The organism is Psychrobacter sp. M17(2026) (assembly GCF_055699815.1).
In genome coordinates, this window is record NZ_CM146741.1 from 989282 (window position 1) to 1006240 (window position 16959).

Annotated in this window: 15 protein-coding genes and 1 pseudogene; 8 read left to right on the forward strand and 8 right to left on the reverse strand. The window is 43.0% G+C overall.

The window, feature by feature from the left end:
• Nucleotides 1-121: 121 nt before the first annotated feature.
• The 3 genes from ACR63T_RS04220 to ACR63T_RS04230 all read right to left on the reverse strand — a co-directional run bounded on the left by ACR63T_RS04220 (nt 122) and on the right by ACR63T_RS04230 (nt 4288).
• Nucleotides 122-412 carry a hypothetical protein gene (locus tag ACR63T_RS04220; RefSeq protein ID WP_472784870.1) on the reverse strand — a complete coding sequence of 97 codons (291 nt, stop codon included), beginning with the start codon at nt 410-412 and terminating at the stop codon, nt 122-124.
• 37 nt (nt 413-449) lie between these two features.
• Nucleotides 450-2558, reverse strand: coding sequence for a methionine--tRNA ligase (metG, locus tag ACR63T_RS04225; RefSeq protein ID WP_472784871.1), 2109 nt, complete (start codon nt 2556-2558; stop codon nt 450-452).
• A gap of 251 nt (nt 2559-2809) precedes the next feature.
• Complete coding sequence (locus tag ACR63T_RS04230; RefSeq protein ID WP_472784872.1) at nt 2810-4288, reverse strand: GntP family permease; 1479 nt, start codon at nt 4286-4288, stop codon at nt 2810-2812.
• Between the two features lie 329 nt (nt 4289-4617).
• On the opposite strand from ACR63T_RS04230, the gene ACR63T_RS04235 reads away from it, so the two are divergent.
• From ACR63T_RS04235 to dcd, 8 genes and pseudogenes are all read left to right on the forward strand, one after another.
• Nucleotides 4618-5331, forward strand: a complete 714-nt coding sequence (locus tag ACR63T_RS04235; RefSeq protein WP_305899839.1) for a CoA transferase subunit A — start codon at nt 4618-4620, stop codon at nt 5329-5331.
• 70 nt (nt 5332-5401) lie between these two features.
• Entirely contained in the window at nt 5402-6031 is a 630-nt protein-coding gene (locus ACR63T_RS04240) for a CoA transferase subunit B (protein ID WP_201572581.1), read from the forward strand.
• 72 nt (nt 6032-6103) lie between these two features.
• Nucleotides 6104-6904: a 3-hydroxybutyrate dehydrogenase gene (locus tag ACR63T_RS04245; RefSeq protein ID WP_472784873.1), complete on the forward strand. Its 801-nt coding sequence runs from the start codon at nt 6104-6106 to the stop codon at nt 6902-6904.
• Nucleotides 6905-7842: 938 nt separating this feature from the next.
• Nucleotides 7843-8643, forward strand: a complete 801-nt coding sequence (locus tag ACR63T_RS04250; RefSeq protein WP_201572583.1) for a 3-hydroxybutyrate dehydrogenase — start codon at nt 7843-7845, stop codon at nt 8641-8643.
• A 324-nt stretch (nt 8644-8967) separates the two neighbouring features.
• A pseudogene (locus tag ACR63T_RS04255) lies at nt 8968-9708 on the forward strand (magnesium transporter); the annotation flags it as partial.
• A gap of 125 nt (nt 9709-9833) precedes the next feature.
• Nucleotides 9834-11072: an iron-sulfur cluster carrier protein ApbC gene (gene apbC / locus ACR63T_RS04260; protein ID WP_472784874.1), complete on the forward strand. Its 1239-nt coding sequence runs from the start codon at nt 9834-9836 to the stop codon at nt 11070-11072.
• Between the two features lie 21 nt (nt 11073-11093).
• On the forward strand, nt 11094-12176 hold the full coding sequence (locus ACR63T_RS04265; RefSeq protein WP_472784875.1) for a DUF2804 domain-containing protein: 1083 nt from the start codon (nt 11094-11096) through the stop codon (nt 12174-12176).
• A 138-nt stretch (nt 12177-12314) separates the two neighbouring features.
• Nucleotides 12315-12890 carry a dCTP deaminase gene (gene dcd, locus ACR63T_RS04270; RefSeq protein WP_201572589.1) on the forward strand — a complete coding sequence of 192 codons (576 nt, stop codon included), beginning with the start codon at nt 12315-12317 and terminating at the stop codon, nt 12888-12890.
• A gap of 90 nt (nt 12891-12980) precedes the next feature.
• Here the strand turns inward: dcd and ACR63T_RS04275 are convergent, their stop codons facing one another.
• The 5 genes from ACR63T_RS04275 to petA form a co-directional block, all read right to left on the reverse strand.
• On the reverse strand, nt 12981-13418 hold the full coding sequence (locus ACR63T_RS04275; protein ID WP_472784876.1) for a ClpXP protease specificity-enhancing factor: 438 nt from the start codon (nt 13416-13418) through the stop codon (nt 12981-12983).
• A gap of 63 nt (nt 13419-13481) precedes the next feature.
• The gene (locus ACR63T_RS04280; RefSeq protein ID WP_305899845.1) at nt 13482-14096 is read right to left on the reverse strand and encodes a glutathione S-transferase N-terminal domain-containing protein; all 615 of its coding nucleotides are present in this window, start codon (nt 14094-14096) and stop codon (nt 13482-13484) included.
• 203 nt (nt 14097-14299) lie between these two features.
• Nucleotides 14300-15016, reverse strand: coding sequence for a cytochrome c1 (locus tag ACR63T_RS04285; protein WP_305899846.1), 717 nt, complete (start codon nt 15014-15016; stop codon nt 14300-14302).
• On the reverse strand, nt 15016-16221 hold the full coding sequence (locus ACR63T_RS04290; protein ID WP_201573744.1) for a cytochrome b: 1206 nt from the start codon (nt 16219-16221) through the stop codon (nt 15016-15018). The genes ACR63T_RS04285 and ACR63T_RS04290 overlap by 1 nt, the downstream gene beginning before the upstream one ends.
• 22 nt (nt 16222-16243) lie before the next feature.
• On the reverse strand, nt 16244-16828 hold the full coding sequence (gene petA, locus ACR63T_RS04295) for a ubiquinol-cytochrome c reductase iron-sulfur subunit (RefSeq protein ID WP_305899847.1): 585 nt from the start codon (nt 16826-16828) through the stop codon (nt 16244-16246).
• Nucleotides 16829-16959 lie beyond the last annotated feature (131 nt).

Sequence of the window (16959 nt, forward strand, 5' to 3'; positions counted from 1 at the left end):
TAGCTGTCATGTACTGGTTTATTAACAATCAATTTTTTGATCTAAGTGGCTATATTATGACAGTAATGTAACTAAGCGCAATAAAAAATTAAGCCATAAGGGTCAAAGCATTGATTAGCGGTCAATCAAAGACTCGCCATAAGCTTTTAAGTAGCCAAACAAGTAATCGCAATGGTATCTCAAGCAATTCAACGAAAAACCACCAATCCCAAATATCATAAGCATCAATGTTGTGCTTACGCTTGTGCTGTGACTGTCTAATATCCGTAGTTATAATAAATAGTAAAAAGCTGATGACCCCACTAGCAATGGCAATAAGTAGGGCAGTCATATCTTCGGTAAAATACCAATAAGCAAGTGAGCCCAAAGCTAAATATAGGAGAATATCGGCTAATAGTCTAAGCAACACCATAGCGGTTCTCTTTTATCAAAGCATTATTAAGTTAGTCTTAAGCCAACACATCACCAATCACACAGTTATCAGGCAAGGTAACAACGGTCAGCTGAGTTTTTGGATTACCCGTAGACAGCACCATTCCCTCTGAGATGCCAAATTTCATCTTACGCGGAGCGAGGTTAGTCACGCAAATCACTTTTTTATTCAGCAGTTGTTCTGGCTCATAAAATTTACGAATACCGCTAAATACGTTACGTGGCTCATCTTCACCGACATCTAAAGTAAATTGCAGGAGCTTATCCGCGCCTTCGACATAGCTACAGTCGAGAACGTGCGCAACTTTCATTTCAACCTTACTAAAATCATCGATGCCGATATAGTCGATTTGCTCATTATCTGCGCCAGTTAGAGCGTCTTTAGCATTAGCGTTTTCGATAGTAGCGCCGCTGGTAGGTGCAGGAGCGGTTGTAACGTCAGAAGTAGACCCTAGCGATGCTTTTGAGGCTTCAACCATTGCATCAACATCTTTTTGTTCGATGCGCTGCATAAGCGGTTTAAACTTATTAATTTGGTGACCTAATAACCACTCGTTACGACTATGGAAACTTAAGCTATCAATATTTAAGAAACCTTTGGCATTAGCGGTCAGCTCAGGTAATACAGGTGCAAGATAAACCATTAATTGACGGAAGATGTTGATCGCAACCGAGCAGACGTCTTGTACTTCCTGCTCCGTTCCTTCCTGCTTAGCTAATGACCAAGGTTTTTTCTCATCGATATACTCATTGGCCTTATCCGCGCAGTGCATGATTAAGCGCATCGCTTTTGAGAATTCACGATTCTCGTAAGCGGCGGCAATTTCATCGCCTGTCTTAGTGATGTCTTCTAATAGACGCGGCTCAGCGCAAACCTCTGATAGCATACCATCGTATTTTTTGACCAAGAATCCAGCGCTACGACTGGCAATGTTGACTACTTTACCAACAAGATCAGAATTCACCTTTTGCATAAAGTCTTCTAGATCAAGGTTAATGTCTTCAACCTTGTCAGACAATTTACTAGCAAAGTAATAACGTAGATACTCAGGATGCAAGTGTTCAGCATAAGTTTCGGCCTTGATAAAAGTACCGCGCGACTTACTCATTTTCTCGCCATTGACCATCAAGAATCCATGAGCGAATACGCCCGTTGGCGTACGAAACTCACTACCTGCCAGCATCGCAGGCCAGAATAGCGCATGAAAATAGACAATGTCTTTACCGATGAAGTGATATACCTCAGTCTTATGCTCATTTTCTTGCAGCCAATAACGATCAAAGTCTAAAGGTTTGTCAGTGCCTTTGCGCTGCTCACATAAATTCTTAAAGCTGGCCATATAACCGACGGGCGCATCTAGCCAAACATAAAAGTATTTATCAGGCTCATCTTCAGGGGTATCGGGAATCTTAAAACCGAAGTAGGGCGCATCACGCGAGATATCCCAGCTGGCAAGACCGGCATCGAACCACTCTTGTAGCTTATTCGCCACTGATGGTTGCAGGCGATTGTCAGTGCGCGTCCAATCTTGCAAGAACTGATCAAATTCAGGCAAATCAAAGAAATAATGCTTAGAAATCTTTAATACAGGCGTTGCATTTGATAGCGTTGAGCGTGGATTCTTCAGCTCAGTAGCATCATAAGTAGTCCCACATACTTCGCAGTTATCGCCATACTGATCAGCCGCGTCGCACTCTGGGCATGTGCCTTTGACAAAGCGATCCGCTAAGAATAGCTGCTTCTCGGGATCGAATAGCTGCTCAACATCACGGGTTGAGATGTGCCCTGCGCTGTTTAGACGGCGATAAATCAGCTCTGAGAAATGCTTATTCTCATCTGAATGGGTCGAGTAATAATTATCAAATTCAATCAAAAACTTGGCAAAGTCCGCTTCGTGAGAGGCTTTGACCGTCGCTATCTGCTCTTCAGGCGTAATACCATTGTCTTCAGCCTTGAGCATAATAGCCGTACCATGCGCGTCATCAGCACACACATAAGTCACTTGATGGCCCTGCGCCTTCATCGCTCGTGCCCAAATATCCGTTTGAATATATTCTACAAGATGGCCTAAATGGATGTAGCCATTGGCATAGGGCAGGGCACTGGTCACTAGAATCTCACGCACTTTTATCACCTTAATTGAGTTGTATCACTGTTGCGTTTAGCGTCTGTACGGCTTTATCTTAGACACTTAGCAGATATTAGACTGTAAAATTAAAAAATTGCGCCTATGATACCGTAATTTGCCCTAAACGTGTCAGCAATTGAATATCAAGGTAAGAAATCACTATTATTGGTAGGCATTGATTGGACATTAAAAAACCCACCAAGCCAGCTAGCTTGGTGGGTTTGAAAATTATACTCACAATTGTAATCTTAGAACGACCCAAACATCGTACCTAAAACAATAACCGCCACCACCGCACATAAGGGAATGGCTATCGTGACCATAGCTAGATTGAGATAAGACTGTCTATGGGTTAGGCCACAAATCGCCAGCAAGGTAATAACCGCGCCACTGTGTGGCAAAGTATCAAGGCCACCTGCCGCCATCACAGCAACTCGATGCATCAACTCTGGATCAATACCAGCGGCAACCGCCATACGCAAATAATCCTCGCCAAGTGTGGTTAACGCAATACTCAAACCACCTGAGGATGAGCCTGTGATACCAGCTAGGGTGGTCATCGCCACCGCTTCTGAGATGAGGGGATTGTCAGGGCTTAGATTTAAGATACTATCGCGAATAATAAGAAAACCTGCTAATGAAGCAATAACCGCCCCATAACCGACCTCTGAGCCTGTGTTAAAAATAGGCAGCATAGAATCATAAGTACCACGGTTAATGGTCTTTTGCAGATCATTCCAGTGGCCTAAGCGTAATATAATAAGTACCACACAGGCAATAACGAGCGAGATAATGATCGACCATAAGCCAAGCGATCCTTGAATATTTAGATCAGGGAACTGGGCCTGTAAACTAGCAAAATCCATTGCTGGGAAAATCATATAAGTCAGTAGAGCGTTGAGACCAATAACCAATATTAATGGAATCATCGCAATAGCAAACGAGGTCTGATGGGTGTTACGAGCTTCAGCCTCATTGGCTAAGTTACTTTGCGCGATGTTACTTTGCGCACTGTCCTCTAGCGTAGCAGTCTTGCTTTGGCTCTCACCAACACCGCCTACACCGATATCATCGTCATGGATACCGTAACCTTCACCTGCGGCTTGAGCTTTATTAGCGCGCGACTGTAGCCATAACCAACCAAAGATAAACATGATCGTGCCACCGATGATACCTAGGATAGGCGCAGCAAACACGTTGGTATTATAGTAAGGGATCGGAATAGCGTTCTGAATGGCAGGCGTGCCTGGTAGGGCGGTCATAGTAAAGGTGAATGAGCCAAGGGCAATAGCCGCTGGTATTAGGCGCTTGGGAATATCAGCCGCCTTAAATAAATCTTTAGCAATCGGATAAATAGCAAAGGCTACAACGAATAATGAGACACCGCCATAAGTCAAAATAGCACAGACTAGAATGACCGCTAAGATGGCCTTACTAGCACCAAGTTTTTTGACAACAGTATTAGCGATCGCCGTCGCTGCACCTGAGTCTGCCATCAAGCGCCCAAACAAAGCGCCAAGCAAGAAAATAGGAAAGAATTTGAGCAAAAATCCACTTAGTGCTGACATGAATACGTCAGTATAAGCAGGGATACTACTCAAAAAATCACCCGATAAAAACACGGCTAAAACTGCCATGATAGGTGCTAGAATCAACACCGAATAACCGCGATAAGCGAAGAACATCAATAATAACAAAGTAATAACAATAGCAAGTATGCTAAACATGAGCGCCTCTCCTTGGCAAACTTCAAAACGCCGATTATGCCCTGCCTGCGGATGGAGGTCAATGAAAATCAAATACAGCGTTATTATCCAATAATTAACATATATATAGTGGATATCCGTATTCTTAACGGCCTACCTAAGAGAGTCATACAAGGCTTTTGATTTGCAAAATTTATTCGCTAGTCGCTGCGAAAATATTGTGCTAAGTTACCTCACGCTTTATCGAGGTTTTTATGATAATGGGTATTATTTTGTTTTATACCAATCTTTAATTATTATCATGCGTAGCACGTTCCTATAATAAATATGACATTTGCAAGGAGAGCATTATGAGTCAATCAAAAGTATATAGCAGTGCCAAAGAGGCTGTAGAGAGTGTTGTCAAAGATGGACAAACCTTGGCTATCGGTGGCTTTGGGCTGTGCGGTATTCCTGAGGCTTTGATCGAAGCCCTACGCGATAGCGGTGTGAAAGATCTGACTTGTGTCAGTAATAACGCTGGCGTCGATGATTTTGGTCTTGGGTTGCTACTGCAAACCCGTCAAATCAAAAAAATGATCTCCTCTTATGTCGGTGAAAACAAAGAGTTCGAGCGTCAGTATCTGGCAGGCGAATTAGAAGTCGAGCTGACTCCGCAAGGCACCTTGGCAGAAAAATTGCGCTCAGGCGGTGCTGGTATTCCTGCATTTTATACGGCAACTGGTGTCGGTACGCAAGTCGCTGAAGGTAAAGAAACCCGTGATTTTGATGGGCGCACTTACGTGCTTGAGCACTCAATAGTCGCTGATGTGTCATTAGTCAAAGCACAAAAAGCGGATAAAGCGGGTAATTTAATATTTAACAAAACCGCGCGCAACTTTAATCCAGATTGTGCAATGGCAGGTAAGATTACGATAGCCGAAGTAGAGGAGATTGTAGAGATTGGGGCGCTTGATCCAGATGAGATCCATCTGCCAGGGATTTTTGTACAGCGTATTGTGCTCAATGATAGCCCTGAAAAGCGCATTGAAAAAACAACGACTAAAGCTGTCGACAAGGCTTAATAGACAAAGCTCAGTTAGCAATCTTATAACGGTAAATTAACAAAATAGTGTAATAGATAAGGATGACACCATGGCATGGACAAGAGAGCAAATGGCGCAGCGCGCTGCCAAAGAATTACAAGATGGCTACTACGTTAACCTTGGCATAGGTCTACCAACCTTAGTCGCGAACTATATTCCAAAAGGTATGGATGTTTGGCTACAGTCAGAGAATGGTCTATTGGGCATCGGCGAGTTTCCAGATGAAGAGGCTGTCGACGCTGATCTTATCAATGCAGGCAAGCAGACCGTCACGGCTGAGTCTGGCGCTAGCTATTTTAGTAGCTCAGAATCATTTGCGATGATACGTGGTGGCCATGTCAATTTGGCAATTTTGGGCGCGATGGAAGTCTCAGAGCATGGGGATTTGGCCAACTGGATGATCCCCCAAAAGATGGTAAAAGGCATGGGCGGAGCGATGGATTTAGTCGCAGGTGTGCAGCGAGTCATTGTACTGATGGAGCAAGTCAATAAGCATGGCGACCCTAAAATCCTTGCCAATTGTGAGTTACCGCTGACGGGTAAAGGGGTGGTAGATCGTATTATCACTGAGCTGGCAGTGTTAGATGTCACTGATCAAGGGTTACAGTTGGTTGAGCTGGCAGAGGGCGTCAGCTTTGAAGAGCTGCAAGCAAAAACCCCTGTAGTCATTGCTCAATAAAGAGTGCTGGGTAACTTTTGCTCAATAATCACTGCTCAATAAATTTTGCTCAATTTATGGTAAGGATAACTTATGACCACGACATTAGAGAAAGATCTAAGTGGTAAAGTCGCTTTAGTCACAGGCTCTGCTAGTGGTATCGGCCGCGATATTGCCGAGACTTACGCTCGTGCTGGCGCTGCTGTTGGTATTGCTGATATCAACCTTGATGCCGCACAAAAGACAGTTAATATTATTGAAGCTGCTGGTGGACGGGCATTGGCGATTGAGATGGATGTCACCTCTGAGGAGGCAGTCAATGCTGGCGTACAAAGCTTAGTTGATGCTTTTGGTAGCATTGATATTTTAGTTTCCAATGCGGGTATTCAGATCATTGATCCCATAGATAAGATGGCATTTTCTGATTGGAAAAAGATGCTGAATATTCATTTAGACGGGGCTTTTTTGACCACCAAAGCGGCAATAAAGCATATGTATAGTGGCGATAAAGGGGGTACGGTCATTTATATGGGCTCGGTACATTCTCATGAAGCCTCCATGTACAAAGCGCCCTATGTTACTGCCAAACACGGCTTGCTTGGTTTGTGCCGTGTGCTGGCCAAAGAAGGCGCTGAACATAATGTGCGCTCGCATGTGATCTGTCCTGGGTTTGTGAAAACCCCATTAGTCGAAAAGCAAATTCCTGAGCAAGCGGCCGAGAAGGGTATTAGTGAAGAGGCTGTCGTCAATGATATTATGCTCGTCAATACGGTGGACAAAGAGTTTACAACAGTGACCGATATTGCCCAGTTAGCGCTGTTTTTAGCCGCATTCCCTACTAATGTATTTACAGGTCAGTCTATAGTGGCCAGTCATGGCTGGTTTATGAACTAGTATCACGTGCTTTATAGACCGTCGCATTCTAAATAACTATTACCCTTGTAAGAGGCAACCTATAAAGACACAACGCTTAGCAATAACTTTTAGTTATTGCTAAGCTAACTTATTCAATGGATAATTATTGCAAATTAACCTGTAATAATTCGATAAATAGTTTATATTAAGGGGTCACCTAAATTCAGTTTATAGGTGTTCACTGTAATACTCTTATAAAGACCGCTGTTATATCATTTAATTGAGCCAGTTTATTCATATCTACTCCTCTATACGATTTGATCACACCGCTTAGCACATACTATCGATTTTAGCCTAAAAATCTGCTCATTCGAATTACCCGCTGATTCATCTTACTGATCATCTTCACTCTTTATTCGTATTTACGTTTATCGGCTTTTCTTGGCTATTAGTCATTAATGTAACTAAATGTTGCGACCTACACTTCATAGAAAAGTGTGCGCAAACAGTTGCGTTTAATAACCTTGCCTCTAATGACTTTGCTTTTAATTGAGCTGCCTTTAACAACATCATTATCAGTATTTTTCGTTCAAAAATCAGTTAAAACATAGTCATAAATATTGGGGTATGCCCTCAATCTGAACAAAACCTTTTGAATGGTCTAAAAATGGCTATATTCTCGCCACTATTTGAAAATTTATAGACAATATATTCATATTCTCTGCAAAATTTACTTTGATTGGCAAAAATCTATCTCTTTTTTATCATCATTTTCAAAATGAGGACACGCCCTATAACAATAAAGCACACCTCCTAATTTTGATCCTTTTAAACAATAGCAAATGGATTGCTATTGTTTATTTCTTTAACTTTAATCTTCAAAACTTAAGCTTCAAAAATACAGTCAAACTTATAACTTATATAAGTAGCTAGTTTTACTGCATATCAACAACCACTGACCATAAAAGGGAAAATATATGGCGACCCAAATACAACAAGATTTAACTGGTAAAGTAGCTTTAATCACAGGAGCCGCTGCTGGTATTGGCCGTGATATCGCAGAAACTTATGCCCGTGCAGGCGCGGTTATCGGCGTGGCTGATATCGATGTCGATGGCGCAAAACAGACGGTCGATATCATCACTAAAGCGGGCGGCAAAGCTATCGCGATTGATATGGATGTGAGATCAGAGAATGCTGTTAACGATGGCGTCAAGCAGCTAATAGATACCTTTGGTGGTATTGATATTTTAGTCTCTAATGCGGGCATTCAGCTGATTAACCCTATTACTAAGATGACTTTTGACAATTGGAAAAACCTGTTAGCTACTCATTTAGATGGTGGATTTTTGACGACCAAAGCTGCTGTAGAGCACATGTATAAAGACAATAAAGGCGGCACAATTATCTATATCGGCTCCATTCATGCTCATGATGCCTCACTTTTTAAAGCGCCTTACATTACCGCTAAACACGGACTATTAGGCTTATGCCGCGCGGTTGCCAAAGAAGGTGCGCCGCATAATGTTCGCGCGCATATGATCTCACCAGGTTTTGTAAAAACCGCTATGGTCAACGATCAGATCCCATTGCAAGCTGCCGAAAAGGGCATTAGCGAAGATGAAGTCATCAACGATATTTTGCTGGCGAATACCCTTAATAAAGAATTCACCACTATCGAAGATGTCTCGCAAACAGCATTATTTTTGGCTGCTTTCCCAACGAATGTATTTACCGGTCAGTCTATCAATGCCAGCCATGGCTGGTGTATGAGATAAATATTATTTAAATAATAGCTACTATACTTGCACACTTAGTAGTACCTATAAGTAGCATAACAAGTCGCATAATTTGAGAACCACAACATCAGACTACTGGCGTTGTGGTTTTTTATGGCCCTGTTTTTAGACTTTTAAGTCTTGAGGATCACTAATGAATGGCGATGCTTGTTTATATATGGTAAAGCGCTATGATAGACGTCTTATTTGTAGCCTATATATTGACTACTCTATTTATTAATGTATGCACTAAAACGCTCTTGAAGCGCATGGAGTAAGAATCAATGAAAAATGACGCTCTTGCGCTAAATATAAGTGATGCGCTCACTAGTGTCTTGTCACGTAAATGACAATCAAGAAGATGTAGCAAAAGCCGTAGCACGTTATGACTTAATTGCCCTACCAATTATTGACGATAGTGGTGCTTTAGTAGGTATTGTTACCCACGATGATGCTATGGATGTAGCGAGTGATGAAGCGATTGATGACTTTCATAAATCGGGCGGTGTCACTACTATGGTCGGGCGTCTAAAAGACGCTAGCATTACCGTCTTCTATCGTAAACGCGTCTTTTGGCTGGTATTATTGATATTTGGTAATCTGCTTTCAGGGTTTAGTATTGTCAATTTTGAGGATCTGATAGCCGCTAACTTAGTCTTAGTATCCTTCTTGCCGCTATTGGTCGATAGCGGTGGCAATGCTGGCTCCCAATCGGCTACTTTGATGGTCAGGGCGCTAGCGACCGGTGATGTAGTGATGCGCGACTGGTTCTCACTATTAGGCCGAGAAGCCTTAGTTGCATTACTACTCGGCGCTACTATGGCGGTTGCGGTCGCTATTATTGGCTATATTCGCGGTGATGCCATCGTATCCTTAGTGCTAGCATTAAGCATAGTTTCGGTAGTCATGATTGACAGTATGGTTGGAATGAGTTTACCGTTTATACTTAATAAGTTAGGCTTTGACCCGGCTACTTCTAGTGCCCTTTTGATAACCTCAATAAGTGATGCTTCGGGCGTGCTTATCTACTTATTTATAGCCTCAAAATTCTTAGTGGTGGGTTGATCGTAGTTACACTAGCATTGTGGTTTTTTTATAGGGTTAATTCGGCTACACTGACCCTATACCATTTATCTTACCCTATTTCTTATCTTACTCTATTTCAAAAATACGAATCAATAAAGGTCACTATGTTTAACTTTATAAAAAAAATAAACCCGCAAAGAGCTGAAACTGCAAAACAAAAAGCGGAGCGTGATAGTGCGGTTGACAAAGTACTGCTGGGCTATCATGTCAATAACGTGAGTATTGCACAAATGGTAACAGGTATAGATCGCAATGATGATGAGCTGACTCTAGACTTGCGTTTACCGCAAGATAGTGATCCTGAAGTCATTCAGCAAGAGCTTGGCTCGCTACTACATTTGCACGGTATCAAAGCCATTCATATGAATGTGCGTCTGCCACCACCCGTCAAAGGTGGTAGCTCAACGTTGCCCAAACAGACAGCAAAGCCAATACCAAAAACGACTGATGCAATGGGTAACCAAGCCAATGCCGCACCGATGCCTGATATCAAAGCACCAAGTATTGAAGTACCAAGTGCAAAAGCCCCGCCGACCCAAGCATCGCTGCCAGTGCATCCCCATATCCGTCATATTATTGTCGTAGCCTCTGGCAAAGGCGGCGTCGGTAAGTCGACCACAACGGTCAATATTGCTTTGGCGCTACAACAGCTCGGTAATCGTGTTGGCGTGCTCGATGCTGATATTTATGGCCCAAGTATGCCAACTATGCTCGGTGTCGCTAGTGTCAGGCCTGAGCTTGAGAATGAGCAGTTCGTACCTATTGACGCCCATGGCCTTGCGATGCTCTCTATCGGTAGCTTGCTCGATGGCGATAATACACCTGTGGCATGGCGAGGTCCCAAAGCGACTGGTGCCTTGATGCAGCTCTATAACCAGACCAATTGGCCGCAGCTCGATTATCTAGTGATAGATATGCCACCAGGGACAGGCGATATTCAGCTGACCCTAGCCCAGCGTATTCCTGTCACTGGCGCAGTCATTGTCACGACGCCGCAGCATGTCGCGCTACTCGATGCCCAAAAAGGTATTGAGATGTTTAATAAGACCAGTATTCCCGTGCTTGGCGTCGTTGAGAATATGGCGCTGCATACTTGTAGCAATTGCGGCACTACTGAAGCTATCTTTGGCGCAGGTGGCGGAGATTTTATTGCTAAGCAATATCAAGTGCCGTTATTAGGTCAGCTGCCATTAGCTAGCGGTATTCGCGCGCAAGTCGATAAAGGAGAGCCTAGCGTATTGGCTAATGATGAGTTTGCACCTTACTATATAAGCATTGCTAAGAATATTGAAACTAATATCGATAAATTTGCCAAGCCTGTCGATGATAAGCGGATTTTTTAGAGATAACATGAGGAGAGAATTATGGGTGTAGTGAAAGATTTTAATTATTCCAGCTTGCCCATAATTAATAATTTGATTGAAGATGGCCAGCCAGTTTTTGGTATTTTCCAACAAGTTCAAAATATTAACTATCTCAACTATCAAAGCTATCTTATCTCGCAAAAGCGGTTACCAGACTGGCGCAAAGATCTAAAGGTTAATCAGTTTTGCTTTATCCAAATTATTGAGCCGCCATATCGAATTTGCCTAGCTTTAGCGACAATCAAGCTGGCCACTAGTGCTTTTGTTTACCTTTATAACGACACAACTCAACAGTTGGAAGTCTGCGAGGCGCTGCAACCTTTGACTCATAAGGCCCGTTTTTTAGGTGATCATTATCAAGGACAAATGAGCTTTTCTCACAGCAAGCTCAGTCTGACCTTGGACTTTGACCCGATGCAAGTAAGTGTCGATCTAGATAGTCAACATCTAAAGCTGGCCGCTGAGCTAACTCGTAACGTTCAGCCATTGTCTATTTGTACACCGACGGGTAGGCGGGGTTGGACCTTTACCCAAAAAGAACCGTTTACTACCATTGTAGGTGAGCTGCTAATTAAGGCTTCTTCGAAGATGACTGCTAATCATCAAGATGAGCTAGTGAGATTTAGTGAAACTACTATAGCTAATCTAGACTGGACGCTTGGCTACATGCGCCATGAGACCAATTGGTTTTGGGCTTGTATCAATAGCTATTTGGCAGAGGGTCGTCATTTTGCATTGAACCTATCGATGGGCGTCAATGAGACGGGAGCGAGCGAAAATGCTTGCTGGCTTGATGGAGAGATCTATCATCTACCACCCGTCCTCTTTGTACGTAAAGATTTTGATTCATCAGCACAGAATAGTTGGCACATTTATCATCAGAATCTAGGTTGGAGCAACATCGATATTGATCTAAGATTTACGCCTATTACTGTCTACAAAAAGACGGATGATTTCGGTGTGGTAGCTAGTATCTTTGAGCAGTGGATCGGTGAATATAGCGGTGAGATACGCTTGCAAGAGCAAGTGATTCGATTGGATAAAGTATTAGGACTGGCAGAAGATCATTTTGCTAAGTGGTAAGCTGTATAAAGCGGAGCAATGTATTATTTTATCTGCTGCAAAGTCTATAAATCAACCAATCAATTCCGTATAATCAACATCATCAAAAAACGCTCAAAATGTATAAATTAAATACGATAATCAATCTTAAGGATAAAAATGTCTATTAAATCTGACCGCTGGATTCGTGAAATGGCTGAAACTCAGCAGATGATTGAGCCGTTTGAGGCAGGTCAAGTACGCTTTAACGATGCAGGCGAGCGCTTGATCAGTTATGGTACCTCAAGCTATGGCTATGACGTGCGCTGTGCGCCTGAATTTAAAGTCTTTACCAATGTGCATTCAGTAGTAGTCGATCCCAAGAATTTTGATGAAAAAAGCTTTATCGATATTGTAGGCGACGAATGTATTATTCCGCCAAACTCGTTTGCGCTAGCACGTACCGTTGAGTACTTTCGCATTCCGCGTGATGTGCTCACCATCTGCCTTGGCAAATCTACTTATGCGCGCTGCGGCATCATCGTCAATGTCACTCCACTTGAGCCCGAGTGGGAAGGGCATGTGACGTTAGAGTTTAGTAATACCACCAATCTGCCAGCACGTATTTATGCGGGTGAAGGCGTAGCACAGATGCTGTTTTTCCAAAGTGACGCCGATGATGTTTGTGAGACTAGCTACAAAGATCGTGGTGGTAAGTACCAAGGTCAGCGTGGTGTCACGTTGCCGAGAACATAATCGTTTTTAGGATCGTATCCCTTTTAGGTCGACATAAAAAAAGCTAGACGTATTGATTACGCCTAGCTTTTTTATGGATTACGCTATTTACTATTTTAGAACTTTTAAGCCTGCTTTGTTATCACGCTTAGGCTTAGCAGCTGGGCTACTTGCTTTAGCAGATGTCGGCGTCGAGTCTTCTCCTGGCTCATAATTGTCATATTCATTAGGGTCAAAGAACATCCCCTGTGAGTTCTCTTTTGCATAGATACCCAAAACAGCAGTTAATGGTACCCATATCTCTTGCGAGACACCCCCAAAGCGCGCGCTAAAATTAATATAGTCGTTTTCCATACTCATATTACCCGTAGCACGACTAGCAATGTTCAGCACGATACGTCCATCTTGTACATGCTCAACAGGAATCTGTAAATTATCACCAGTCGCATCGACCATCATGTAAGGGGTGAGCTCATTATCTTCTATCCATTGATAAATCGCACGCACCATATAAGGGCGAGTTGGGGCAATAGAGGTGGTATCACTCATTTTATAGCTCCTGTACTAATAGGTTATAAAGATTACTTATTTATAGTTACGCTGGTAGACATACTATTTTACGCTTTTTCGGAAACTTTCTCGATCAAACAAACGTGTTTGATAGTCGAATAAAGGACGGCTAATAGCGCGTGGCAGCTCGATATCCATCTCCTCTAATCGCCAAAGCAGTGGCGCAAGTAGTACATCGCACCAACCAAAGCTATCGGCCATAAAATAAGACTTATGTGCAAATAATGGCGATAAGGTAATCAGAGAGTCAGCAAGTTGTTTTTTAGCCAGTCCTGCTTGCGCTTTATTAAAACTATCAGGATGCATCAATAATCGTCTACCAAGTACCAACCAATCACGTTGAATGCGCCACGCCAGCTGACGAAACTGCGCGCGCTCTTGTGGCGTTTCAGGCAGTAGCTTATTGGCATGATAGCGCTCTTCTAAGTATTCAAAGATTACATTGATCTCATACAGCGCAATCTCACGCTGTTGTAGCACTGGCAAAGTATGATAAGGATTAAGCTCAGTCAAATCCTCTGGACGCTCAGAGTGCAGGCGTGATAGATAATAAGCCAGCTTTTTTTCTTCAAGTAATAGGCGCACCACATGACTATCGTAGCCATCATCAGCATACAAAATCAGCTGACTACTTGGAATGTCATTCGCGTCGATCATAGCAGCCTAAAGGTAATGGTTAAGGCTGTCATCCTAAACCAAGGTAAGGGGTTTGGCAAGGTGTAAGCGTAATCCTACCTCGTCTATCGGCTTTAATGAGCAAAATCTTAATGTATAGCCATCAAAAAAGGCACTACCGAAGTAATGCCTCTTTGAATTTACAATAAAATCGACCATAAAACTAAATAGTCTATTAAATAAAGTTATTTAACATCTTTCCAAAACTCTTTATTTAGTAAGTAAACAGGGATCAATAATACTAATAAGAAAAGAATCACGAAAAATCCAATTACTTGACGGTCATGGCGGACAGGTTCTGCCATCCAAGCCATAAAGTTAACCAAGTCACCGACCTCAGATTCAAACTCTTCAGTACTCAAGTCTTCTTGCAGATTATGCAATACATGAGGCATCGCTGCATTTTTTAGTACTAAGTTATTAGCACCCCAAGGACGGCTTGGATCTTCATAAAATGACAACAGGTAAGTATACACCCAGTCATCACCACGCAGACGAGTCTCAAGCGATAGATCAGGAGGCGCTGCACCGAACCAAGAGGCTTGTACTTCAGGATCAATCTCAGCATTAATATGGTCACCGATTTGATCGGTGGTAACCATAAGATACTTTTCGACAAGCTCTGGTGGAATCTCTAAGTCTTTAGCAATACGTGAATGACGAACATACTTAGCTGAGTGACACCCAGCACAGTAGTTCATAAACATCTTTGCACCGTTTTGTAGTGAGCCTTTATTGGTAAAATCAATAGGGGCCTCGCTACAAGCTAAATGCTCAGTATAGCCTTCTGCATTGACGAAATCACCACACTCACCACCGCCTTCTGCCATCGCATTACCAGCACTCAACATTAATGCTGCGCCTAAGCCTAAACCAGCTAGGGATTTAATTAAGGTGCTCATTAGTGACCTCCGGTAACGCGTTCTGGTGGCTGTTTACACGTCTCAATAGAAGTATAAAACGGCATCAATAAGAAGAATAAGAAATACAAGACCGTGAATATCCGAGCCATAATCGTTGCAGTAGGCGTTGCAGGAGTCGCACCTAAATAGCCTAGCACCACAAAGCTAATAGCAAATATCGTCAAGGCAATCTTAGATAATATACCTTTGTAGCGCATAGAGCGTACAGGAGATCTATCTAACCACGGTATCAAGAACAGCACAGCAATCGCACCGCCCATAGCCACAACACCTAGGAGCTTATCAGGAACCGCACGAAGAATGGCATAAAACGGGGTGTAGTACCATACTGGTGCAATATGAGCCGGTGTTTTTAGAGCGTTTGCCGCCTCAAAGTTTGGTGGCTCTAAGAAAAATCCGCCGCCCTCTGGGAAGAAGAACACTACTGCAAAGAAGCAAATAAAGAATACGACAATACCGATCATATCGTGCACAGTGTAGTACGGATGGAATTCGATACCATCTAAAGGCACACCGTTTTTATCTTTTAGCTTCTTAATATCAATACCATCTGGGTTGTTCGATCCCACATGATGCAAAGCTACTAGATGCATAAAGACTAAACCGACTAATACTAGCGGAATAGCGACAACGTGAAGAGCAAAGAAGCGGTTGAGTGTGATACCTGAGATAATATAATCACCACGTACCCATTCAGCTAGGCCATCACCGATGACAGGCAAAGCAGCAGGAAGGTTCAAAATAACCTGTGCGCCCCAAAATGACATGTTACCCCAAGGTAGTAGGTAACCGAAGAAACCTTCCGCCATTAAGGCTAGATAAATACCCATACCGATGAGCCAAATAAGCTCTCGCGGTTTTTGGTAAGAGCCGTATAGCAAGGCACGGAACATGTGCAAATAAATCACGACAAAGAACGCCGAGGCACCCGTTGAGTGCATATAACGGATCAGCCAACCACCTTTTACATCACGCATGATGTATTCAACTGACGCAAAAGCACCTTCAGCACTTGGGTTGTACATCATCGTAAGCCAAATACCAGTCACTAGCTGATTGACCAATACCACCATAGACAGTACGCCAAAGAAGTACCAAAAGTTGAAGTTCTTTGGTGCATAATACTTTGACATATGGTATTCATAGGTTTCAGTCGCTGGAAAACGCGCGTCCACCCAATGCATAAGTTTTTTGCCAATACTCATACTAAGCCTCCCCAATCGTCAAGATGCTACCATCCATATTGTAATCTGGGATAGGTAAGTTAAGTGGTGCTGGAACACCACTATAAACCCGACCCGATAAATCGTATTTGGATCCGTGACAAGGGCAGAAAAATCCACCGTACCAATCGTTACCACCAAGATCAGCCGCACCTACATCAGGGCGATAGTTCGGTGCACAGCCTAAGTGCGTACACACGCCTTCAACCACCAATATTGATGGTTCAAGTGAGCGTGTAATATTTTTGGTATATTCAGGCTGCAGTGAGGCATCAGAATCAGGATCAGCTAACAAAGGCTTGACTGATTCCAAAGTACCTAGCATCTCCTCTGTGCGTTTAACCACAAAGATAGGCTTACCTCGATACTTGATGACGATCATTTGACCTTCTTCGACAGAACCTATATCTTGAGTTACCGCCGCTCCAGCGGCTTCTGCTTTGGCACTTGGATACCAAGAGCGCACAAAAGGAGTCGCAACAGCTGCGACTCCAGCTGCGCCAATTGCGGCAGTTGAGGCAATAAGAACTCTACGGCGTTGTACATTAACGCCTTCGGCTTGGCTCATTTGTACTTTCTCCAGGTGAATGAAATGGGATTATCCCACACTGGGTTTTATGGCTTTAAGATAAACGATATAAACGCCACATTGGCTATGCCTAATCTTGCTAATTGTTGCTATTCTAAGCTATTTCGGTC